The 21,454-nt window shown below is 70.5% G+C and carries 22 protein-coding genes; 3 read left to right on the forward strand and 19 right to left on the reverse strand.

The annotated features are described in order from the left end of the window. Nucleotides 1-14: 14 nt before the first annotated feature. From ACWD12_RS07175 to ACWD12_RS07205, 7 genes are all read right to left on the reverse strand, one after another. Nucleotides 15-917 (reverse strand): diacylglycerol kinase, encoded by a 903-nt coding sequence (locus ACWD12_RS07175; RefSeq protein WP_450098688.1) that lies wholly within the window; start codon nt 915-917, stop codon nt 15-17. A 64-nt stretch (nt 918-981) separates the two neighbouring features. Continuing rightward, entirely contained in the window at nt 982-1,869 is an 888-nt protein-coding gene (gene tatC / locus ACWD12_RS07180; RefSeq protein ID WP_358362819.1) for a twin-arginine translocase subunit TatC, read from the reverse strand. A gap of 93 nt (nt 1,870-1,962) precedes the next feature. Further along, nucleotides 1,963-2,235, reverse strand: a complete 273-nt coding sequence (gene tatA / locus ACWD12_RS07185; protein WP_358362817.1) for a Sec-independent protein translocase subunit TatA — start codon at nt 2,233-2,235, stop codon at nt 1,963-1,965. Nucleotides 2,236-2,391: 156 nt separating this feature from the next. After that, nucleotides 2,392-2,577, reverse strand: coding sequence for a hypothetical protein (locus tag ACWD12_RS07190; RefSeq protein WP_450098689.1), 186 nt, complete (start codon nt 2,575-2,577; stop codon nt 2,392-2,394). A 128-nt stretch (nt 2,578-2,705) separates the two neighbouring features. Continuing rightward, complete coding sequence (locus ACWD12_RS07195; RefSeq protein WP_358362814.1) at nt 2,706-2,909, reverse strand: hypothetical protein; 204 nt, start codon at nt 2,907-2,909, stop codon at nt 2,706-2,708. Nucleotides 2,910-3,028: 119 nt separating this feature from the next. Then, nucleotides 3,029-3,985, reverse strand: coding sequence for a helix-turn-helix transcriptional regulator (locus ACWD12_RS07200; protein WP_450098690.1), 957 nt, complete (start codon nt 3,983-3,985; stop codon nt 3,029-3,031). Then, on the reverse strand, nt 3,982-4,977 hold the full coding sequence (locus ACWD12_RS07205) for a helix-turn-helix transcriptional regulator (protein WP_450098691.1): 996 nt from the start codon (nt 4,975-4,977) through the stop codon (nt 3,982-3,984). Before ACWD12_RS07205 ends, ACWD12_RS07200 begins: the two co-directional genes overlap by 4 nt. Nucleotides 4,978-5,150: 173 nt before the next feature. Here ACWD12_RS07205 and ACWD12_RS07210 point away from each other — a divergent pair, with 173 nt between their 5' ends. After that, nucleotides 5,151-6,275 (forward strand): DUF3866 family protein, encoded by a 1,125-nt coding sequence (locus ACWD12_RS07210; protein ID WP_450098692.1) that lies wholly within the window; start codon nt 5,151-5,153, stop codon nt 6,273-6,275. 108 nt (nt 6,276-6,383) lie between these two features. On the opposite strand, the gene ACWD12_RS07215 is transcribed toward ACWD12_RS07210, so the two are convergent. The 4 genes from ACWD12_RS07215 to ACWD12_RS07230 all read right to left on the reverse strand — a co-directional run bounded on the left by ACWD12_RS07215 (nt 6,384) and on the right by ACWD12_RS07230 (nt 10,749). Further along, on the reverse strand, nt 6,384-6,761 hold the full coding sequence (locus ACWD12_RS07215; RefSeq protein WP_450098693.1) for an FKBP-type peptidyl-prolyl cis-trans isomerase: 378 nt from the start codon (nt 6,759-6,761) through the stop codon (nt 6,384-6,386). 215 nt (nt 6,762-6,976) lie between these two features. Continuing rightward, complete coding sequence (locus tag ACWD12_RS07220; RefSeq protein ID WP_450098694.1) at nt 6,977-7,978, reverse strand: FKBP-type peptidyl-prolyl cis-trans isomerase; 1,002 nt, start codon at nt 7,976-7,978, stop codon at nt 6,977-6,979. Nucleotides 7,979-8,148: 170 nt separating this feature from the next. Next, entirely contained in the window at nt 8,149-9,510 is a 1,362-nt protein-coding gene (pafA, locus tag ACWD12_RS07225) for a Pup--protein ligase (RefSeq protein ID WP_281468557.1), read from the reverse strand. Between the two features lie 9 nt (nt 9,511-9,519). Then, complete coding sequence (locus ACWD12_RS07230; protein ID WP_358362805.1) at nt 9,520-10,749, reverse strand: MFS transporter; 1,230 nt, start codon at nt 10,747-10,749, stop codon at nt 9,520-9,522. 421 nt (nt 10,750-11,170) lie between these two features. Here ACWD12_RS07230 and ACWD12_RS07235 point away from each other — a divergent pair, with 421 nt between their 5' ends. After that, nucleotides 11,171-12,241 carry a LacI family DNA-binding transcriptional regulator gene (locus ACWD12_RS07235; protein ID WP_450098695.1) on the forward strand — a complete coding sequence of 357 codons (1,071 nt, stop codon included), beginning with the start codon at nt 11,171-11,173 and terminating at the stop codon, nt 12,239-12,241. 170 nt (nt 12,242-12,411) lie between these two features. Here the strand turns inward: ACWD12_RS07235 and prcA are convergent, their stop codons facing one another. The 6 genes from prcA to arc form a co-directional block, all read right to left on the reverse strand. Then, entirely contained in the window at nt 12,412-13,287 is an 876-nt protein-coding gene (gene prcA, locus ACWD12_RS07240; RefSeq protein ID WP_450098696.1) for a proteasome subunit alpha, read from the reverse strand. Nucleotides 13,288-13,351: 64 nt separating this feature from the next. Then, entirely contained in the window at nt 13,352-14,197 is an 846-nt protein-coding gene (gene prcB, locus ACWD12_RS07245; protein ID WP_358362800.1) for a proteasome subunit beta, read from the reverse strand. Next, nucleotides 14,149-14,670, reverse strand: a complete 522-nt coding sequence (locus tag ACWD12_RS07250) for an endonuclease VII domain-containing protein (protein WP_450098697.1) — start codon at nt 14,668-14,670, stop codon at nt 14,149-14,151. Before ACWD12_RS07250 ends, prcB begins: the two co-directional genes overlap by 49 nt. A 123-nt stretch (nt 14,671-14,793) precedes the next feature. Then, the gene (locus tag ACWD12_RS07255; protein ID WP_450098698.1) at nt 14,794-15,009 is read right to left on the reverse strand and encodes a ubiquitin-like protein Pup; all 216 of its coding nucleotides are present in this window, start codon (nt 15,007-15,009) and stop codon (nt 14,794-14,796) included. A 386-nt stretch (nt 15,010-15,395) separates the two neighbouring features. After that, on the reverse strand, nt 15,396-16,901 hold the full coding sequence (gene dop / locus ACWD12_RS07260) for a depupylase/deamidase Dop (protein WP_450098699.1): 1,506 nt from the start codon (nt 16,899-16,901) through the stop codon (nt 15,396-15,398). Nucleotides 16,902-17,144: 243 nt separating this feature from the next. Further along, nucleotides 17,145-18,911: a proteasome ATPase gene (gene arc, locus ACWD12_RS07265; protein WP_358355630.1), complete on the reverse strand. Its 1,767-nt coding sequence runs from the start codon at nt 18,909-18,911 to the stop codon at nt 17,145-17,147. A 223-nt stretch (nt 18,912-19,134) separates the two neighbouring features. Between arc and ACWD12_RS07270 the strand changes: the two genes are divergently transcribed. Beyond that, nucleotides 19,135-19,422, forward strand: coding sequence for a ferredoxin (locus ACWD12_RS07270; protein WP_450098765.1), 288 nt, complete (start codon nt 19,135-19,137; stop codon nt 19,420-19,422). Between the two features lie 122 nt (nt 19,423-19,544). On the opposite strand, the gene ACWD12_RS07275 is transcribed toward ACWD12_RS07270, so the two are convergent. Further along, on the reverse strand, nt 19,545-20,393 hold the full coding sequence (locus tag ACWD12_RS07275; RefSeq protein WP_450098700.1) for a hypothetical protein: 849 nt from the start codon (nt 20,391-20,393) through the stop codon (nt 19,545-19,547). Between the two features lie 143 nt (nt 20,394-20,536). Continuing rightward, nucleotides 20,537-21,421, reverse strand: a complete 885-nt coding sequence (locus ACWD12_RS07280; protein ID WP_358355633.1) for a tRNA (adenine-N1)-methyltransferase — start codon at nt 21,419-21,421, stop codon at nt 20,537-20,539. Nucleotides 21,422-21,454: the final 33 nt, after the last annotated feature.

Consider the following 21,454-nt stretch of genomic DNA (forward strand, 5'->3'; position numbering starts at 1 on the left):
GTCACCGCAGCGCGTCACCGCGGCACGTCGCCGGCGCCGTCCCGCGGGACCAGCAGCCGCAGCGCGCCGGGCACGGTACGCGCGGTCACCGGCAGCGCCGAGATCCGCTCGCCGTCCGCCCACGCGCTCACCCGGGGTGCGGCCAGCGACACGACGGAGGCCTCGTACGTCGTCACCTTCGGGTGCCGCACGTGCCCGCCGCTGTACGCCCGCGGCAGCACCCGCAGCAACTCCAGCCGCCCGCACTCCTCGACCACCGTCACCTGGAACCGGCCGTCGGTCATGTCGGCGCCGGGGCAGATCTTCATCCCGCCGCCGTAGGAGGTGCCGTTGCCCACCGCGACGAGCATCGCCTCGACCTCGAGGGTCTTGCCGTCCAGCTCGATCTCGTACGGAATCGCCCGCAGCGTCGGCAGTTCCGCGACCACCGCCCGGTTGTAGCGCATGCGCCCGCGCGGCCAGCGCATCGCGTTCGCCCGCTCGTTGACGCGCGAGTCGAACCCCGACGCGATCACCGTCCCGAACCAGCGCTCGCCCGCCTTGCCCAGGTCCAGATCCCGGGTGTGCCCGCCGAGGACCACCGCCAGCGCGGCGTCGACATCGCCCACCGGGAGTCCCACCGACCGCGCGAAGTCGTTGCCCGAGCCGATCGCGACGACGCCGAGCGGCACACCGGTGCCGGCGACCGCCTGGAGCGCGAGCGAGAACGTCCCGTCACCGCCCAGCGCCACCACCGCGCCGACGCCGCGCCGCACCTCGGCCCGCAGCCGCTCCAGCGCGTCGGCGGGCGCCGGTACGCGGATCTCCCGAACGGTACGGCCCGCGGCGCGCAGGCGGGCGGCGACCGGAGCGGCGGCGCGCTCGGCACGGCCCAGGCCTGCGGCGGGATTGACGAAGAGTGCGATCTCACGGGACACGCCGGGCACAGTAGTGCAGGGCGTGTCATCCGGGCAGGTCAGGGGCCGGGAGAGCGCGGACCGGTCACGTTATGTCGTCGGCGTGGACCACGGGCTGCTCGCTGCCGTCGCCGTTGCGCGGCGCGGGCGGGGCCTGCTCGATCCGCGACGGCGTCAGGTCCAGCGCGGACGCCTCGTCGTCGTCCACGTCGCCGCCCAGCGTCTCCTTGCGGCTGCGTCCGCGGCGTTTGTCGTTGATCCACGCGAACAGCACCGCGAGCACGTACAACACCGTGATCGGCACCGCCAGCAGACACATCGTCAGCGGGTCGGTGGTCGGCGTCGCCACCGCACCGAAGACGAAGATGCCCATGACGACCCAGCGCCACCACCCGACCAATTGCCGCGCGCTGACCAGCCCGGCGACGTTCATCAGGATGAGTATCAGCGGCAGTTCGCACGCCAGACCGAAGACGATGACCATGCGCAGGACGAAGTCCAGGTACTCGTCCAACTGGATCTGGTTGTTCGCGTCGCTGATCGTGAAGCCCAGCAGCGCGTCGAGCGCGTGCGGCAGGATCGTGTACGAGAACCAGGCGCCCGCCGCGAACAGCGGAGCGCCGATCGCCACGAACGAGATCGCGTAGCGCTTCTCGTGCTTGTGCAGGCCCGGCGCGAGGAACGCCCAAAGCTGGTACAGCCAGACGGGCGCGGCCACGACCACGCCGGTGGTGAGCGACACCTTCAGCATGATCGAGAACGGGCTGAGCACACCCGACTGCACGAGCACGCCTTCGCCGCACTGCTGGTTGTTGCCGACACCGCTGACGTTGTCCAGGTCACAGACCGGATCCACGAGGAACTTGGCGACGTCCTTGTAGTAGAACGCCGCCACGATGGTGACCAGCATGACGGCCAGCAGCGCCTTGACCAGCCTGTTGCGCAGTTCGCGCAGGTGGTCCATGAGGGGCATACGCCCCTCGTCGTTCTTGGGTGGGCGGGCAGGCTTGCGCCAGAGCCCTCTGCGTTCGCTCACCTTGAGGGGCCGACTCCGGGGGGCAGGGGGTCAGCGACGGTTCGCGTCGGGCTCGCCCACGGGGCGGGACTGCGACACGTCGCCGGGAGCGGCCTGGATGGTGCGCGGCGCCTCGGGGGCGTTCGACTTCGCGGCGGCCTCCGCCTCGGCGTCGTCGGTCTTCATGGCCTTGGTCTCGCTCTTGAGGATGCGCATCGAGCGGCCGAGCGCCCGAGCGGTGTCCGGCAGCTTCTTGGCACCGAACAGGAGCACGACGATGACCAGGATCAGGATGATCTCGGTGGGTCCAAGCCTGCCGAACATAGTTGCTACCTCATAACCGGGGGGTTGATGGGTCCGATCGTACGCCGATCAGTGTTACGGCCGTGCAACGCAATCGTGGCGAACGTCGGGCGCTTTAGGAACCCGCAATTCGCCAAGCGTTCAAGGAACGACCGTGCAAGCTGTCGACCCGACCTGTCAATGCAACGTCGCCCGGGCCTCCTCCAGCTCGGCCGCGGCACGGCCGATGCGGTCCGACGCGTCGCCGACCGCGCGTCCGAAGTGACGCACGTCACCTGCCAACCGGAAAGCCAGTCGGCCCAAAACGGCCAGTCCTCCGACCACGAGCAGGAACGCGGCGACGAGCAGCACCCACAACAGCATGCGCCGACCCTACCGGTCCGCCGCATATGGCCGGCGTATGCCGCGACCCCGGGTGAACGCTCCACCGCGGCAGCCGCGCACGGCCCGGCCGCGCGAACGGCGCGCGCCCGCCGCGCATATCCGGCCGCTCACCGGGCCACCTGCATCGACGCGACTCCGCCGTCGGACAGCAGCTCCACGATCTTCTCGCCGGCCGGGCGACGCACCGAGTCGTCGCAGCCCGGGCAGCGGAACACGTAGAAGGACTTGCCCGGACGCACCACGAGCCGCAGCTGATCGGCGGTCAGCTCGACCCTGCCGCACACCGGGCAGCGCGCCGTGAACGTGGCCATCGGCCGCTCCTCACGTCTTCCGCACGCCCCGCACGGAGGCGTACCTGGTCGGACCTTGGGTTCACACCTTGGGTTGACACACGTGCAGGACGGGCGGCCCGCAACGGGGCCGCTCCGCGTCAGGCGTCCGCGTACGCGGCGAGCGCGGCGGACGCGGTCCTGCGGACCTCGTCGGCCAGCTCGGCGGGGGCGACCACGCGGCCGTGCCCGCCGAGGCGCAGCGCGAGCCGCCGCACCACCGACGTGTCGGGGGTACGGAGCGTCAACCGCAGGCCGCCGTCCGGGAGTTCCGCCATGGCGTCGTACGGGTAGTACTCGCGCACCCAGCGCCCGCCCGGCCCCAGTTCGAGCACCACCTCGACGTCGTCCGGCGTCGGCTGCACGAGGCCCTCGTCCGGATCGAACGGCGCCACCGTCGGCGGGTCCGACGCCTCGTCCAGCAGCTCGGCCGCCACCACCCGGTCCAGGCGGAACAGCCGCCGGTCCTCCGCGGTACGGCACCACGCCAGCAGGTACGGGCGGCCCTCCACCAGCAGCAGCCGCACCGGGTCGACGACCCGCTCGGTGACCTGGTCGCGACGCGGCACGTAGTAGCTCAGCCGCAGCACCCGCTTCTCGGCGATCGCCCGGTCCATCGTCGCGAACGACGACTCCTCGGCCTCGAACTCCACACTCACGTGCGCCGCCACCTGCGCGGCCTCTCCGGCCGCGTCCTCCAGCTTCGCCGTGACGCGGCCCAGCGCCTCGCGGTCGCGGTCGCGCAGCCCGGACAGGCCGGCCAGCGCGCGCAGCGCCACCAGGAGGCTCAGCGCCTCGTGCGGGGCCAGCCGTACCGGCCGCACCGGAGCGTCGGCGTTGTCGAGCCACACGCGGCCGTCGGAGTCGACGTGCGGCTCCAGCAGGTCGTCGGCCATGAAGCTGGTGCCGCACATGTGCAGCGTGCCGAGGTCCGCCTCGATCGCCTCGATGTCGTGGCCGAAGGCGCGCGCCACGTCCTCAAGACGCGTGCCGGGACGCTCGCGCAGGTACGCGACGAGCGAGAGAAGCCGACGCGTGTCGTCCAGTGCGTTGCTCATACCGCCCCCTCATTGACCGCATCGGCGCCCGCCGGCAGCCCGGCCGCCGCCCGCAACTGCCGTATGACGGCGGCACGCAGGTCCGGCGGGTCCACCACGACGACCTCCGCGCCGAACTCGGCGAGCCAGTTGTGCAGGCCGTGGCCGTACGGCAACTCCAGCTCGTCCCAAGCCTCGTCGACCGGCTTCACGGCCGTCGCCCGGGCCCGCAGCGGGAACCCCGCACCCGACCGCAGCCGGATCCGCGCGGTGCCCTCGCCGCCCTCGCCCGCGAACCGCGCCACCTGCGCGCGAATGTCCACGTTCTCCGGTACGGGAGCGCGCAGTTGCTCGCGCAGGATGCGCGGCTTCGGCTTGTCGAGAACCCGCTCCAGGCGGAACACCCGCTGCTCTTCACGGTCGCGCGCCCACCCGACCAGATACCACCGACCCCGCCAGCAGCTCATCCCCCACGGCTCGACGACGCGCACCCGCGGCTCCGCGGCACCCGACGCCCGGTAGGAGAACTGCACAGGCCGCCGCGTGCGCAGCGCCTCCAGCAGCGGCCCGAACGCGGACTCCCGTGCGGCCACCCGCGGTTCGACCGACGTGAGCGGCGCGGTGTCGATCTCGACCCCCGCCGCCTTCAGCTTGTACAGCGCACCGGTCGCGGCGCCCGACAGCGACGACTGCTGCCATGCCCCGGCCGCCAGCGCGAGGGCCGCGGCCTCCTCGGGGTCGAGGTCGACCGGCGGCAGCGTGTTGTGCTCGGGGCGGATGCGGTACCCGTCCGCGGACTCCACCAGCGGGTCGTTCGCACCGGTCTCGATCGTGAAGCCGAGCTCGCGCACATCGTCCTTGTCGCGCTCGAACATCCGGTCGAACGCCTCGTCGGAGGTGCACAGGCGGTACGACTCGATCGAGGTACGCAGCTCCTCCTTCGTGACGTACCGGCGCGCGGCGAGCAGGCACATGACCAGGCTCACCAACCGCTCCTGCTTGGGGATCGCCATCCGTTCCCGCCCCTTGGCTCACTGACCCGAATCCGACGCCCGCGCACACTCCCTCGGGGAGGCGCGGCGCGTTGTGCCCCGACCGTACCGCGTCCGCGCGTGCGGCGTCCGCCCGGTCGCGGCGACCACCGCGACTCGCCGCCGGGGCGGCCGGTCCGTTAGCCTCACCCACCGTGATCACGTGGCGGCGGGGCGAGGTTCTGGCGGTACGGCGCGAGTGGCGCGGAGCCGTCGAGTTGACGGTGCGCCAGGTCGACGGTGACACCGACGGCGAGGCGGGCGGGGCAAGCGGCGTGCCGGAGTTCCGCGCCCTGGCGTACCCCGAGCTTGTCGGACGCCCCGAGGTCGGCGACACCGTCCTGCTCAACACGACCGCGCAGACAATGGGCCTCGGCACCGGCGGATACGCCCTGGTCACCGCCATCCCCGACCGGCTGCCCGCGGACCCGGAGCGCGGCCCCGGACACCTCGTCAAGGGCCGCTACACCCCCCTCCAGGCCGTCGTGCTGGGCGTCGACGAGCAGGACTCGCCCCACCACGCCGTCCTGCGCGACGCCGACGACCTCGACGCGATGCCCGTCGTCATCGCCGACCTGCACTCCGCGCTGCCCGCCGTGTGCGCGGGCGTGCGCGCCGTGCGCCCCGAAGCGCGCATCGCGTACGTCATGACCGACGGCGGCGCGCTCCCCGCGTGGTTCTCCATGACCGTCTCCGCCCTGCGCGACGCGGACTGGATCGTCGGCACCGTGACAACCGGCCAGGCGATGGGCGGTGACCTGGAGGCCGTCACCGTGCACACCGGCCTGCTCGCCGCCCGCCACGTGCTGCGCGCCGACATCGCCGTCGTCACCCAGGGGCCCGGCAACCTCGGCACGGACACGCGCTGGGGCTTCTCCGGCGTCGCGGCCGGCGAGGCCGTCAACGCCGCGGCTGCCCTCGGCGGACGGGCCGTCGCCGCCCTGCGCATCTCCGACGCCGACCCCCGCGAACGCCACCAGGGCGTCTCGCACCACAGCCTGACCGCGTACGGCCGCGTCGCCCTCGCCGCCGCCGACGTCGTCGTTCCCGACCTCGACGAACCGCTCGCCTCGCAACTCGCCGCGGACGTCGCCACCTTGCGCGCCCGGCACCGCGTCGTCACGGTGCCCGTCGACGGCCTCGACGAGGCGCTGCGCACCACACCCGTCAAGCTGTCGACCATGGGCCGCGGCCTCGACGAGGACCACGCGCATTTCGTCGCCTCGGCCGCCGCCGGACGGCACGCCGCCGCGCTGCTGCCCCCGCCCGCGAGCGGCTGAAGCCCGGCGGAGCGCCGGCACGCGGCCGCGCGGGCCGCATCGGGGCACCGACGACCGAGGGCGGCGCCCCGTTCTCGGAGGCACCGCCCTCGACTCACGCAGTCGGCGTCAGCGCACGCCGCGCAGGTCCACGACGAAGATCAGCGTCTCGCCCGGCTTGATCAGCGGGCTCGGGCTCTGCTGCCCGTACGCCAGGTGCGGCGGGATGACCAGCTTGCGCCGGCCGCCCACCCGCATGCCCTCGATCCCCTGGTCCCAGCCCTTGATGACCCGGCCCGCGCCCAGCGGGAACTCCAGCGGCTGACCGCGGTTCCAGCTCGCGTCGAACTCCTCGCCGGTGGAAAACGCGACACCGACGTAGTCGGCCTGCACGGTGTGGCCGGCCTTGGCCTCCTCACCGTCGCCGACCAGGATGTCCGTGATCTCCAGCTCGGCCGGCGGCTCGCCGCCCGGGAAGTCGATCTCGGGCTTCTCGTTGTTGCTCATCGCGGTCCCGCTCCTCGGTACATGGTGTGACGGACATGATGTGGCATGTCCCGTGCGACGCACTCGGGTGACGTACGCCGTCGGCTGTCCGGTCCGGTCGCCGGTACTGCGCCTCGCCGACCGCCGCCGGACACTCTTCCAGCCCCGGCACCGCCGTTCGGCTCGCCCCGCCGCAAACGGCCCGGAAAACCCGGGCCGCGCGCGGCGGACGGACGTCAGGAGGTCGCGGGCGCCGGACCGGACTTCACGATGTCCAGCACGAGCACCAGCGTCGAGCCCGCCGGGATGCCCTTCTCCGGGGCACCCGCCGCACCCACGCCCTTGTCCGGCGGCAGTACCAGCATCACTCGGCTGCCCACCTTCTTGCCGACCACACCCTCTTGCAGCGACGTCATCAGCTGCGTCTGGTCCTGCCCGCCGAGCTGGAGCGGCTGCGGGCCGCTACCCGCCCACGACGAGCCGTACGCCGCGGGCGCGCCCCACAGCCACTGCACGATCTGCATCTCCACCTGGTCGGTCGCGGCGACCGGCGCGCCGGTGCCCTCGATCAGGTTCTGGTTCACCACGGCGGCCGGCGCGGCCTTGCCCGCCGGGAACGTCAGGTTGGTGACCTTGTTGCCGTCCGTCGTCACCGTCGGCAGGTCGGGGTTCGGCGCCACCGGCGCGCCGGTCGCGAAGCCCGGGCGCGTGCCCACGATGTCGACGACGAACACCAGCGTCTCGTTGGACTTGATGTCCTCGCCGCCGCCCGCGGCGCCGTAGCCCAGGTCGCCCGGGATGGTCAGCAGAACGCGGCTGCCGACCTTCTTGCCGGTCAGGCCCTGCGTCCAGCCCTTGATGACCGCTTCGAGGTAGAACTCGGTCGGCTCACCGCGCTCGAAGGAGCTGTCGAAGACTTTCTTGGTGCTCCACGCCACGCCCTCGTAGTTGGCGTTGACCATGTCCTGCCCGGTCACCACCGGGCCCGTGCCGTCGGTCAGCACCTGGGACTGCAGCCCCACGGGCGCCGGCCCGTCCGGGACCTTGATGTCGGGTGCCTGGCCGTACGCCGGATTGCCCGTTGCGGCCCCGGTGGTGCTCAGGCCCGCGAAACGGGCCTCCTTGGTCGACGACGGGCTGGGGCTGGAACTGGAGTTCTTGTCACCCGAGTCGTCGCCGCACGCCGCGGCACCGAGCATCAGGGCGGGGACAAGAAGCAGCGCGGCGAAACGGCGCACGGTAATCCTCTGCAAGAGCCGACAGGACCCGGACACTCTACGGGCAACCCAGGTCGGAATCGCGTGAAGACCGGAGCCTGTTGCCGATCCGTACCCGTCCGTAACCTCCCGCCCGACCGGATCGTGACGGAGGCGCGTACCACCGTGCGGTACGCGCCTCCGACCGGCCGTCACATGCTGGCGATCAGCTTCTCCACCCGGTCGTCGACCGCCCGGAACGGGTCCTTGCACAACACCGTGCGCTGCGCCTGGTCGTTCAGCTTCAGGTGCACCCAGTCGACCGTGAAGTCGCGCCGCTGCTCCTGCGCCTTCTTGATGAACTCGCCGCGCAGCCGCGCCCGGGTCGTCTGCGGCGGCACCGACTTGGCCTCGAAGATCTTGACGTCCTGCCCGATCCGCTCGACCTGCCCGCGCCGCTCCATCAGGTAGTACAGCCCGCGCCGCCGGTGGATGTCGTGGTACGCGAGGTCGATCTGCGCGACCCGTGGCGACGCCATCGGCAGGTTGTGCTTCGCCCGGTACCGCTCGATCAGCTGGTACTTGATGACCCAGTCGATCTCCCGGCCGACCAGGTCCAGGTTCCCGGTCTGCACCGCGGTCAGCGTGCGCTCCCACAGATCCAGCACCTGCTGCACGGTGCCCGTGCGGATGCCCCGGCGGTCGGCGAAGTCCATCGCCTTCGTCAGGTACTCCAGCTGGATCTCCAGCGCGGACGCCTCGCGCCCGTTGGCCAGGCGCACCTTGCGCTGGCCCGTCATGTCGTGGCTGACCTCGCGGATCGCCCGGATCGGGTTCTCCAGCGTCAGGTCACGCATGACCATGCCCGCTTCGATCATCCGCAGCACCAGGTCGGTCGCGCCGACCTTCAGCATCGTCGTCGGCTCGGCCATGTTCGAGTCGCCGACGATCACGTGCAGGCGCCGGTACCGCTCGGCGTCCGCGTGCGGCTCGTCGCGGGTGTTGATTATCGGGCGGGACCGGGTGGTCGCCGAACTGACGCCCTCCCAGATGTGCTCGGCCCGCTGACTCACGCAGTACACGGCACCGCGCGGCGTCTGGAGCACCTTGCCCGCGCCGCACAGCATCTGACGGGTCACCAGGAACGGGATGAGGATGTCCGCCAGCCGGGAGAACTCGCCGTGCCGCGCCACCAGGTAGTTCTCGTGGCAGCCGTACGAGTTCCCCGCGGAGTCGGTGTTGTTCTTGAACAGGTAGACGTCACCGGCGATGCCCTCCTCGTGCAGACGCCGCTCGGCGTCGACGAGGAGCCCCTCGAGGATGCGCTCACCCGCTTTGTCGTGCACGACCAGTTCGGGCACGGAGTCGCACTCCGGCGTTGCGTACTCGGGATGACTGCCCACATCCAGGTACAGCCTTGCCCCATTGCGTAGGAAGACGTTGCTGCTTCGGCCCCACGAGACGACTCTGCGAAACAGGTACCGCGCCACCTCGTCCGGAGACAGCCTGCGCTGTCCGCGGAACGTGCAGGTGACGCCGTACTCGTTCTCAAGCCCGAAGATTCGGCGGTCCATGAACCAACATTACGCCGCTGATGTGCCGTTCCGGGACAACTCGCGGGCGGTGATTCCCGCGAAGTCGATCTCGCGGGGGCGCAGCGTCGCCCGTCCCGCGACCAACAGCGCCAGCCCGAGCGCGGCGCCGACGCCCGCGACCGCGAACGCACCGCGGACGCCGCCGACTTCACCGGCGAATCCGGCGGCCGCGGTACCGATCGCCGCGCCCGTCCCCATGGCCGCCACCACCCACGCGAAAGCCTCGGTCAGGGTGCCCGGCGGCGCCAGTTCGTCGACCAGCGTGAACGTGCACGCGATCACCGGCGCCAGGAACACACCCGAGATCACCGACAGCACGATCATCAGCCACGGCTGCGGCGCCCACACGAGCGGCAGGTAACCCACCGTCAGACACGCCATGAGCCACGGCAGTCGCTCCCGCGCGGGACGCGCCCACTGCCGAGCGCCGTGCACCACACCGCCCACGAACGCGCCGGTGGACATGGCCGCCATCAGGACGCCCGCCCACACCCCGGAGTCGCGGTCGTCGGCGTACGCCACCGCCGCCACGCTCAGCACGCCCAGCGCCGTCCCGGTCAGCGTCAGCGAGAGGAACAGCACACGCAGACCGGACGAACGCAGCGGCCCCGCCCAATGGCGCGCGTGCGACTCCGGTCGCCACGCGCGCGACGGCGGACACGTCGCGACCACGAGGGTACCGAGGATGCCGAGCAGGCCCGTCGCCATCACGGCCGCGGCCTCCGACATCGTCTCCGCGATCAGCACGACCAGCAGCGGGCCGGCGGTGAAGAGGATCTCCTGCGCGGCGGCGTCCAGCGCGTACGCGGCGTGCACCTGGTCGGGGCGCAGCACCGCGGGCCACAGCGCCCGCAGGCCCGACTCCAGCGGCGGCGTCGCGAACCCGGCGACCAGGACCGCCAGGATGGCCAGCGGCAGCGGATCCACCCCGACGACGGCAAAGGCCGCGAAGCCCGCGGCCGACACGAAGGCGCCGCCGACCAGAACGCGCGTCTGGCCGCGCCGGTCCATCCAACGGCCTAGTGCCGGCTGCCCGAGGGCCGTCGCGAGGCCGGAGAGCGCGGAGAGGGTGCCCGCCACGCCGTACCCGGCCCCGTCCTCGCGCGCCAGCAGCAGGATCGCGAGGGCGCCCATGCCGTTGGGCAGGCGGCCCAGCAGGGTGCCGCCGAGCAGCCGGGCCGCGTACCGGGCGCGGAAGAGGTCCGCGTATATGCGCATGGGCAGGGCCGCCGTTTCCTGGGCTTCGTCGCGGACGCGGGCTGTTGCCGTGGTCCGGTGCCGCCAGTCGGGTCGTCGAGTCGTCGGATCGTCGGGTGAGCGGGGTTCGAACGGGTGTTGTCCGGGTGTCGGCGTGCCGTCCGTTCGGGTGTGGGGGGCGACTCCGCCGGGTCATACGTATGACTTCAGCAGTCAGTCTGACCCGCGGCACCGCAATCAGGCAAGCCGTATCCGCCGAGTCCTGCCGGATACGCCCGCGCCCAACGCCTAAAGTTGGCTCCCCGGAGTCGGCGCGCCGCCACCCGGCACACCGCCACCCGGGCCGGCTCCGACCGCCGACACCGACCGAAGTCCGCCGACTCCCGCCGACGACCACCGACGCCCCACCGGGCCTCGCTCGCACGAAGGGAACGCCGTCACCGTGCCCCCCACCGGCCCGCCGGCGGAACCGCCTGCCACGGACCGCCCCGCCGCCCGCCCCACCAGCAAGGACGTCGCCAAACTCGCCGGCGTCTCGCAGTCCACCGTGTCACTGGTGCACGCCGGGAAATGGCACGGCCGCGTCTCCGAGCGCACCGTACAAGCCGTCCACGAAGCCAGCGGCACCCTCGGCTACCGCCCCAACCAGGCGGCCCGCCACCTCCGCCTCGGCACCACCCGCACAGTCCTCCTCGTCGTCCCGGCGCTCACCAACCCCTTCTTCGGCGCCGTGCACACCGGAGCCTCCGAAGCGGCCGCCCGCCGCGACTTCTCCGTCGTCGTCTACCCCTCCCCCATCCGCGCCGGCACCGAACTGGCGCCCTTCGCCAGCCCGTTCGCCGCCGCACACACCGCACTCGACGGCGTACTGGCCTCATCCATGGCCCTCGAAAGCCTCTCCGAACTCCTCGGCGGCACCGGCCCCGGACCGGGCCTCCCCCTCGTCATGCTCGACAGCGCACCCGAAGCCGGCCCGCCCACCGTCAACGTGGAAGTCGCGGCCGGCATGCACGCGCTCGTCACCCACCTGCTCGCCCTCGGCCACCGGCGCTTCGCCCGCCTCGTCCCCGACATCGACGGGTGGACCTTCACCGCGCGCGAGAACGCCTACCGCGCCGCGCTGCGGGACAGCGGAGCCGTCCACGTCGCGCACGCCCGCACCGAGTTCAGCGTCCACGAGGCCGCCGAGGCCGCGCTCACACTGCTCGACACCCCCGAACCGCCCACCGCACTCGTCTGCGACGACGACGTCCTCGCCGCGGGCGCCTACAAGGCCGCCCGCCGGCAGGGCCTGCGCATCCCCGAGGACATCTCCATCACGGGCTTCGACGACCTCATCATCGCCACCGTCCTCGAACCCGAACTCACGACCGTGCGCCTGCCCGCGCACCGACTCGGCGAGACCGGCATGACCGCGCTCCTCGACCTCCTCGACGGCCGACGGCCCGAAAGCACCTCCCTCGCCGCCGAACTCACCGTGCGCGGCTCCACCGCACCCCCGGCCCGGCGCTGAGAACGCGGACGGGCGCGCTCCCCGAAGGGAGCGCGCCCGTGGCGTCCACGCTGCCGCCCCGGCTTGCGCCGGGCGGCACCGCCCTACTCGATCGCCCTGCTCGATTGCCGGCTCGGCCGCCCGGCTTCGTTGCCCAGCCGGTTGCGCAGCCCAGCTGCCCAGCCCGTCGGCTACTCGTCGGCCGACGAGCCGTTCGACGCCGAACCACCCGACCCCGAGCCGCCGTTCCCGCCGCCCGAGCCCGTCGAACCACCGGTCTCGGTGGCGTCCGTCGCGTCGGTCGAATCCGCCGCGTCCGTCGCCTCGGCCTCGTCCGCCCCCGACTCACCCGAACCCGCGGCCGGAGCCGCCTCGCCGAGCAGCCGGGCCAACTGCGAGCCCGCCACACGCTTGAACTTCCGCTGCTGCGAACGCGTGCGGTCGAGCACCGCGACCTCTAGCTGCGCCGCGGTCACCTGCCGCTTCTCACCGCTCCCGTCGCGCGCCAGCACGTCGACCGCGACCCGCAGCGCCTCGTCGAGCGGCAACCCCTCGCGGTGCGCGCGCTTCAACTGCTCGGTGATCTGGTCGGCGTTGCCGCCCATCGCCACATAGTGCCGCTCGTCCGCGATCGAACCGTCGTACGTCAGACGGTAGATCTGGTCGTCCGCGGGCGTGCTGCCCACCTCCGCGACGATCAGCTCCACCTCGTACGGCTTCTCGCCGCCGCTGGAGAAGATCGTGCCGAGCGTCTGCGCGTACACGTTCGCCAGGCCGCGCGCGGTCACGTCGTGGCGGGCGTACGAGTACCCGCGGATGTCCGCGTATCGCACACCGCCGATCCGCAGGTTCTCGAACTCGTTGTACTTGCCGACCGCCGCGAACGCGATGCGGTCGTAGATCTCACTCATCTTGTGCAGGGCGCGCGACGGGTTCTCCGCCACGAACAAAATGCCGTCCGCGTACGTCAGCACGACCACGCTGCGACCCCGGGCGATGCCCTTGCGGGCGTAGTCGGCCCGGTCCGCCATGGCTTGCTGCGGCGACACATAGAAAGGCGTCGTCACCGTGGAGTCCTTTGCCGGTAGAGGATCAAGAAGTCACCGACCACCCGATGGGCCGTCAAAACCATTAGTTCAAAGGTGCGTTCGGACCGTTGGGGCGGATCAGCCGCTCCCCGACGATCGTCTGCACCACAGCCCCGACCTGCTCGTCGGTCCACCGCGTCAGGCCCTCGTCGGTCACCACCGTCACGATCGGGTAGATCTTGCGGGACAGGTCCGGCCCACCGGTCGCCGAGTCGTCGTCCGCCGCGTCGTACAGCGCCTGCACGCAGACCGTGACCGCGTCGTCGGCGGACAGGTCGTCGCGGTAGAGCTTCTTCAGCGCGCCGCGCGCGAACAGCGAACCGGAGCCCACCGAGGTGAAGCCCTGCTCGTCGCTGCGACCACCGGTGATGTCGTAGCTGTAAATGCGTCCGGTGCCCGCGTCGAGGTCGTAGCCGGCGTACACCGGCACCACCGCAAGCCCCTGCATGGCCATGCCGAGGTTGCCGCGGATCATCTGCGACAGTCGATTCGCCTTGCCCTCGAGGGACATCGTGGCGCCCTCGATCTTCTCGTAGTGCTCCAGCTCGACCTGGAACAGCCGAACCATCTCGACCGCGATCCCGGCCGTTCCCGCGATCCCCACACAGCTGTACTCGTCGGCGGGGAACACCTTCTCGATGTCCCGCTGCGCGATGAGGTTCCCCATCGTGGCGCGGCGGTCGCCGGCCATCACGACACCGCCCGGGAACGTCGCCGCCACGATGGTCGTGCCGTGCGGCGCCTCCACCGTCACCGGCGACGTCGGCACGGATCGCCGCGACGGCAGCAACTCGGGCTGGTACGCGTCCAGGAACTCGGTGAACGAGGACGACCCGGGGGTCAGGAAGGCAGCCGGTAGACGCCCGGTGCCACGCGTGTTGGCTTCCACACGATCCCTTCCAAGTAGGCGGCGGCCCGGCGCAGCAGATCCGGGCGATCTTTGAACTGACCAAGGCCACTATTGCAGTTGAAGCACAGAACGCCACGCACTTCACCACTGTCGTGGTCATGATCGACGTGCTCCGGGCGCGGCTTCAGGCAGATCCGGCACACACCGAACTGCGCCTTGATCATCTCGTCCACCTCGGCGGCGCCGAGCCCGTACCTACGTTTGAGGTGGTAGTGCCGCGAACCGCCGTGCAGGCGCTGCCGCGACTCCGCGGTTCGGGCGTTGCCGCCCGGCTTGCAGTACGAGTTGTAGCCGCTTGAGGCGGCACGGTTCCGGGAGAACTCCTCAAGCGCCAGCACCTGCTTGCATTCGGCACATCGCCGCACGCCGGAGGGCAGGCGCTCCCGCTGCCGTACCATCAGCCCGACGGCAGCCTTCTTCGCCTCGTACTTGGCTTTTGCGCGCGCGGCCACGCACGCTTTGCAGTAATAGGCCAGACCATCGGCCCTTTTAGTGTTTCGGTGATACATGGAATGCGGCTTGGATTCACCGCAAGCGGGGCACTTTCGAATCCAGCTTTGCGACTCCATTGCTTTCTATTGGCCCCCCTTTTGCACGAAGCCACGCACGAAGTCCTCGGCATTCTCCTCGAGCACCTCGTCGATTTCGTCGAGCACCGCGTCGACGTCATCAGTCAGTTTTTCCTGGCGTTCCTGCAGGTCAGAAGCCTCGTTGGTTTCGACCGAATTCTCTTCGACCTCTTCCGAGCGCTTATTAGCGCGAGCCTGTCCGCCGGTGTCCTTGGTAGCCATTTGACTCACCCCACCTTTTCATCCTGATCCCGTGCGGGATACCGCTGCCCACCCGTCGATCCGGTCAACCGGCCCCGGAAGGCCAGGTGATCAGACACTACAAGCGTAGGCCCACGGTTGTTCCCGATCACCGGAATTCTTTTTGTCACACTGCCTGCCAGGCCGGGACGCGCGGGTGGTCCCGTGGCGTAGAAGGAACGGCCGGCTGCCGTGAGGAGCGGAGGACCACCGTCCGCGTCTTCGAAGACACGTTCGGTGGTCCGGCGCCTCCACACGCTTCTTCCCCCACACGGGTCAGGTTCACCCATCCGCAGACGCGTTCACCTCACCGCGAACACGGGTTTTCACCCCGTCGGATGATCTTGACCGCGCGGCGCCCGCGGCGATCAGCCGCCGGTCAGTGCGGCGACCAGTTCCTCGGCGGTGCGGCAGCGGTCCAGAAGGTCCTTGACGTGCGCCTTCGTGCCCCGGAGGGGCTCCAGCGTGGGGACGCGCTGCAGCGAGTCGTGGCCCGGCACGTCGAAGATCACCGAGTCCCAGGAGGCCGCCGCGACCTCGTCCGCGTACTGTTCCAGGCAGCGGCCCCGGAAGTACGCCCGGGTGTCCTCGGGAGGCAGATGCGCGGCCCGCTGGACCTCCGGCTCGGTGGCGATGCGCTCGAACCGGTTTTCGAGCCGGTTGTAGAGGCCCTTGTCGGGGCGTACGTCGGCGTACTGGAGGTCGACGAGGTGCAGGCGCGGCGCGTCCCAGTCGAGGCCGTCACGCTGCCGGTAGCCCTCGAGGATCTGGAGTTTGGCCACCCAGTCCAATTCGCGGGAGAGCGACATGGGGTCGGTCTCCAGGCGCGAAAGGACGGATTCCCACCGGGCGAGGACGTCGGCGGTGGTGTCGTCGACGTCGGTGCCGAAGCGGTCCTCGACGTATTTGCGGGCCAGTTCCAGGTATTCCATCTGGAGCTGCACGGCGGTGAGCTTGCGTCCGGCGCGCAGGGTGATGAGTTGCTTGAGGGTCGGGTCGTGCGAGACCTGGTGCAGCGTGCGCACCGGCTGATCCACCGTCAGGTCGTGGGTGATGAACCGGTCCTCGATCATCGACAGGACGAGCGCCGTGGTGCCGAGCTTGAGGTACGTGGAGACCTCGGAGAGGTTCGCGTCGCCGATGATGACGTGCAGTCGGCGGTACTTCTCGGCGTCGGCGTGGGGTTCGTCCCGGGTGTTGATGATGGGGCGCTTGAGGGTGGTCTCCAGGCCCACCTCGACCTCGAAGTAGTCGGCGCGCTGGCTGATCTGGAAGCCGTGCGACGAGCCGTCCTGGCCGATGCCGACGCGGCCGGCGCCGCAGACGACCTGGCGGGAGACGAAGAACGGGGTCAGGTGGCGGACGATGTCCGCGAAGGGCGTGGCGCGCTGCATGAGGTAGTTCTCGTGGCAGCCGTAGCTCGCGCCCTTGTTGTCGGTGTTGTTCTTGTAGAGCAGGATGTTCTGCCCGCCGGGGACCTCGCCGGCCCGGCGCGCGGCCTCGGCCATGATGCGTTCGCCGGCCTTGTCCCAGACGACGGCGTCGCGCGGGTTGGTGGTCTCGGGGGCGGAGTACTCGGGGTGCGCGTGGTCGACGTAGAGGCGTGCGCCGTTGGTGAGGATGACGTTGGCGAGGCCGACGTCTTCGTCGGTGAGCTGGCTGGCGTCGGCGAGTTCACGGGCGAGGTCGAAGCCGCGGGCGTCGCGCAGCGGGTTCTCCTCCTCGAAGTCCCAGCGTGCGCGGCGGGCGCGCTGCATGGCAGCGGCGTACGCGTTCACGACCTGAGACGACGTCAGCATCGCATTGGCGCCGGGGTGTCCCGGCACGGAGATCCCGTATTCGGTCTCGATGCCCATCACGCGCTGGACGGTCATGCGACCCCCTCATCACTTACCCGGCCGGCTACGCCCAGTTGTCGGGGCGTCGGGGCTTCGTGGGCCGACATGTAGCCGGTCGGGTACTCCCTGGTCATGTAACGAGCCTATTGCGGTTGGTGGGTGCTGTGGATACGACCGCGCGATTGATCTCGGCGGTCTTGGGCGGTGTGCGGTCGGTTTCGGGGTCGCGCAGACACGCCGCCGCGGCCCACAGCGAGCTGTGGGCCGCGGCGGCTGGTGTCACAGGTACTGTCCGGTGTTGGCGACGGTGTCGATGGAGCGGCCGGTGTCGGCACCCTGCTTGCCGGTGACGAGCGTGCGGATGTAGACGATCCGCTCGCCCTTCTTGCCGGAGATCCGCGCCCAGTCGTCGGGGTTGGTGGTGTTGGGCAGGTCCTCGTTCTCCTTGAACTCGTCGACGCAGGCGGCGAGCAGGTGGGAGACGCGGATGCCCTTGTGGCCGAGTTCGAGGAAGTCCTTGATGGCCATCTTCTTAGCGCGGCCGACGATGTTCTCGATCATGGCGCCGGAGTTGAAGTCCTTGAAGTAGAGCGTCTCCTTGTCGCCGTTGGCGTACGTCACCTCGAGGAAGCGGTTCTCCTCGCTCTCGGTGTACATGCGCTCGACGGCACGCTGGATCATGTTGACGACGGTGGTGGCGCGGTCGTCGCCGTGTTCCTTCAGGTCGTCCTCGTGGAGCGGGAGATTCGACGTCAGGTACTTGGCGAAGATGTCCTTTGCCGCCTCGGCGTCCGGACGTTCGATCTTGATCTTCACGTCCAGTCGGCCCGGGCGCAGGATGGCCGGGTCGATCATGTCCTCGCGGTTGGAGGCGCCGATGACGATGACGTTCTCCAGGCCCTCGACACCGTCGATCTCGGACAGCAGCTGCGGGACGATGGTGTTCTCCACGTCCGAGCTGACGCCCGACCCTCGGGTGCGGAAGAGCGAGTCCATCTCGTCGAAGAAGACGATGACGGGGGTTCCCTCGCTGGCCTTCTCGCGGGCCCGCTGGAAGACCAGGCGGATGTGCCGCTCGGTCTCGCCGACGTACTTGTTGAGGAGTTCGGGTCCCTTGATGTTGAGGAAGTAGCTCTTGCCGGTCTCGCCGCCCTTGGCCTCGGCCACCTTCTTGGCGAGCGAGTTGGCGACGGCCTTGGCGATGAGCGTCTTTCCGCATCCGGGCGGGCCGTACAGCAGGATGCCCTTGGGGGGTCGGAGTTCGTGCTCCTTGAACAGGTCCGGGTGGAGGTACGGCAGTTCGACCGCGTCGCGGATCATCTCGATCTGGTTGCGCAGACCGCCGATCTTTGTGTAGTCGATGTCCGGCACTTCTTCGAGGACAAGCTCCTCGACCTCGCTCTTGGGGACGCGTTCGTACACGTACCCGGAGCGCGGTTCGAGGAGCAGGGAGTCCCCTGCCCGGAGCGGGCCGTCGAGCAGCGGTTCGGCGAGGCGCACGACGCGTTCCTCGTCGGTGTGCCCGATCACCAGGGCCCGTTCGCCGTCTTCGAGAAGTTCTTTGAGCATCACGACGTCGCCGATCCGCTCGAACTCCAGGGCGTCGACCACGTTGAGGGCTTCGTTGAGCATGACCTCTTGGCCACGCTGAAGTTCCTCGAGGTCGAGGTTGGGGCTGACGTTCACGCGGAGCTTTCGGCCTCCGGTGAAGATGTCGGCCGTGCCGTCATCGTTTGCGTTGAGGAAGACACCGAATCCGGAAGGTGGCTGCGCGAGCCTGTCCACCTCCTCCTTGAGGGCCACGATTTGATCGCGGGCCTCTCGGAGCGTCGCCACCAGCCGCTCGTTCTGCGTGGTCAGACCGGCGAGGCTGGTCTGGAGCTCGACAATGCGCTCCTCCAGCATCCTCGTCTGACGCGGCGAGTCGGCGAGCTTGCGACGCAGGACGGCGACTTCCTGCTCAAGAAAGGACACCTGGCTCATGAGGTCGTCCGTACCCCGAGCCGGCCTCCCGCCACGGTTCATGTCGTCGTCGTGGGCTGCCACGGTCCTCACCTCCTCCTGGGAGCTGCGACGTCTCCGACCCTACCTGTGGCAGGAGGGGTTGAAACCCCTTGATCAAAAGACGATGTGGGCGTGTCCGATCTTCACCCTTGCGATTGCCCCCACTGTTGTGAGGTGCAGATACCCACCGGACAACATCAAGAAGCCGTCGGGGGTAGGGTCTCTTGGTCGGTTCCTGCTACGAAACGGTGAAGTGCGAGGCCGGATGTCCACCGAGAATGAACCGCTTGAGGTGTGGATCGACCAGGATCTTTGCACCGGTGACGGAATCTGCGTGCAGTTCGCCCGTGAGGTGTTCGAGCTGGACATCGACGGGCTGGCCTACGTGAAGGGCGACGACGACGAGCTGCGGACGGACGCGGGCGCGGCGGTGCCGGTGCCGGGCCCGCTGGTGGTCGAAGTGATCGACGCCACACGCAAATGCCCAGGTGAATGCATCCATGTGCGTCGCGTGTCGGACGGCGTCGAGGTGTACGGGCCGGACGCCGCCTGATCGTTGGTGGGCGGTTGGCCCGCGGTTGGCAGCCGGTTGGACGGCGGCCTGCGGCGCTCGGCGAACGCGTCGGCGCACAGCCGGGACGCCGTGCGGAGGTGCGGTGCCGCCCGCTCGGGCGGTCACGGGGTGAGGACCCGGGTCTCCTCCGTGTCGGGGCAGCAGCGGGGTACTTCTTCCGTGGACCAGCCCTGCAACGTGGCGTGAATTTTGCCGTCGCGGATGACGAATTCCTTGACGACGCGGTCCTCGCCGGCCGCGAGCAGCGTCCCGAGGAGTGCCGGAGGGCCGCCGTCGGGGGCGAGCGCGTACGTGTAGAGCCCGTCGGGCGCGGTGCCGGATCCGGCGGCGCAGCGGACCTGGACGACGTACGTGCGGGCGTCCTCGGTGAGGGGGCGGGCGTCCCGGACGTCGTAGGGGGCGCCGGGGCAGTCCTGCGGGTAGGCCACGGTGTTCCAGTCGACGGCCGCGCCGCGGGCGGCGTCGCGTCCGGTCTGGGGCTGCCCGGCCCGGGGTTCGCCCGCTGCGGGTTCGGTGGCGGGTGCGGGGGGGGCGGGCTCGGTTCCGGGCCGTTCCGTTCCGGTCTCGGCGGCTTCGGGAGCCGTTGCGGCCTCGTCCGGTTCCAGGGTCTGTGGGGGCCTGGTGCGGTCGGCGGGTTCGATGACCGGGGGTTCGCGGTGCCCGTCGGCGGGTCCGGTGATGCCGGGGCGTCCTCCGTCGAAGCTGGCGGCGGCCCAGATCGCGGCGCCGCTGATGCCGGTGAAGAACAGGATCACGACGGCGAGTGCGAGCACGACGGAGTTCTTCACGTCGGGCTTTTGCACGCGCGGTGCGGGTGCGGCGGCGCGTACGAGGTCGGCGCTGCCGGGCGGCCCGGTGGGGACGGGGGCGCCCGCGGTTTTCGCGAGGGTGGGTTCGGAGGGTTCCGGGCCGGTGTGCGCGACCCCTGACACGGTGTGTTCATCCGCCACGGACGGCAACGTTAGTGGGCTGGTGGTGTGCCGTGAAGAGGCGTGGGGAAGAGAGCGGGGGCGGTTCCGCCGGGTTGGGCGGAACCGCCCCCTTCGTGGCGGGCGAGGAGGCCCGGGGACGGGCCTTCTCGGGTGAGGCGGGGTCAGACCTCGGGGGCCTCGTAGTCCTCGCCGTAGGAGCCCTTGGAGGGGCGTCGGCGGCGCATCGGGGCCTCGACCCCGTCGGCCATGCGGCGGGCGGTGACGAGGAAGCCGGTGTGGCCGATCATGCGGTGGTCGGGGCGTACGGCGAGGCCCTCGACGTGCCAGGTGCGCACCATCGACTCCCACGACTGGGGTTCGGTGAAGCAGCGCATGGCGCGCATGGTCTCGACGGTGCGGGCGAGTTGCGTCGTGGTGGCGACGTAGCAGCAGACCAGTCCGCCGGGGACGAGGGCCTTGTGCACGGCCTCCAGGCATTCCCAGGGGGCGAGCATGTCGAGGATGACGCGGTCGACGTCGGTCTCGGCCAGGTTGTCCTGGAGGTCGCCGACGGTGAGGCGCCACGCGGGGTGGGGTCCGCCGAAGTAGCGCTCGACGTTCTTCTTGGCGATGTCGGCGAAGTCCTGGCGGCGTTCGTAAGACGAAAGCTGCCCTTGGTCGCCGATGGCGCGCAGGAGGAAGGTGCTGAGCGCGCCGGAGCCGACGCCTGCCTCGACGACGCGGGCGCCGGCGAAGATGTCGGCCATGGCGATGATCTGGCCCGCGTCCTTCGGGTAGATCACCGCGGCTCCGCGGGGCATGGACAGGACGAAGTCGGGGAGCAGAGGCCGCAGCGCCAGGTAGTCGAAGTTCCCCGTGGACCGCACGACGGTGCCCTCGGGGGCGCCGATGAGTGCGTCGTGGGGGAACGATCCCTTGTGGGTGTGGAACGCCTTGCCCGCTTCGAGCGTGAAGGTGTGGTGGCGGCCCTTGGGGTCGGTCAGCTGCACTTGGTCCCCGACCTGGAAGGGCCCGCGACGGCGGGCGGCACCGGTCGGTTCGGACATGGGGATCAGCGTACCGGTCACGGGAGGCCGCTC

It is taken from the genome of Streptodolium elevatio (genome assembly GCF_053592165.1).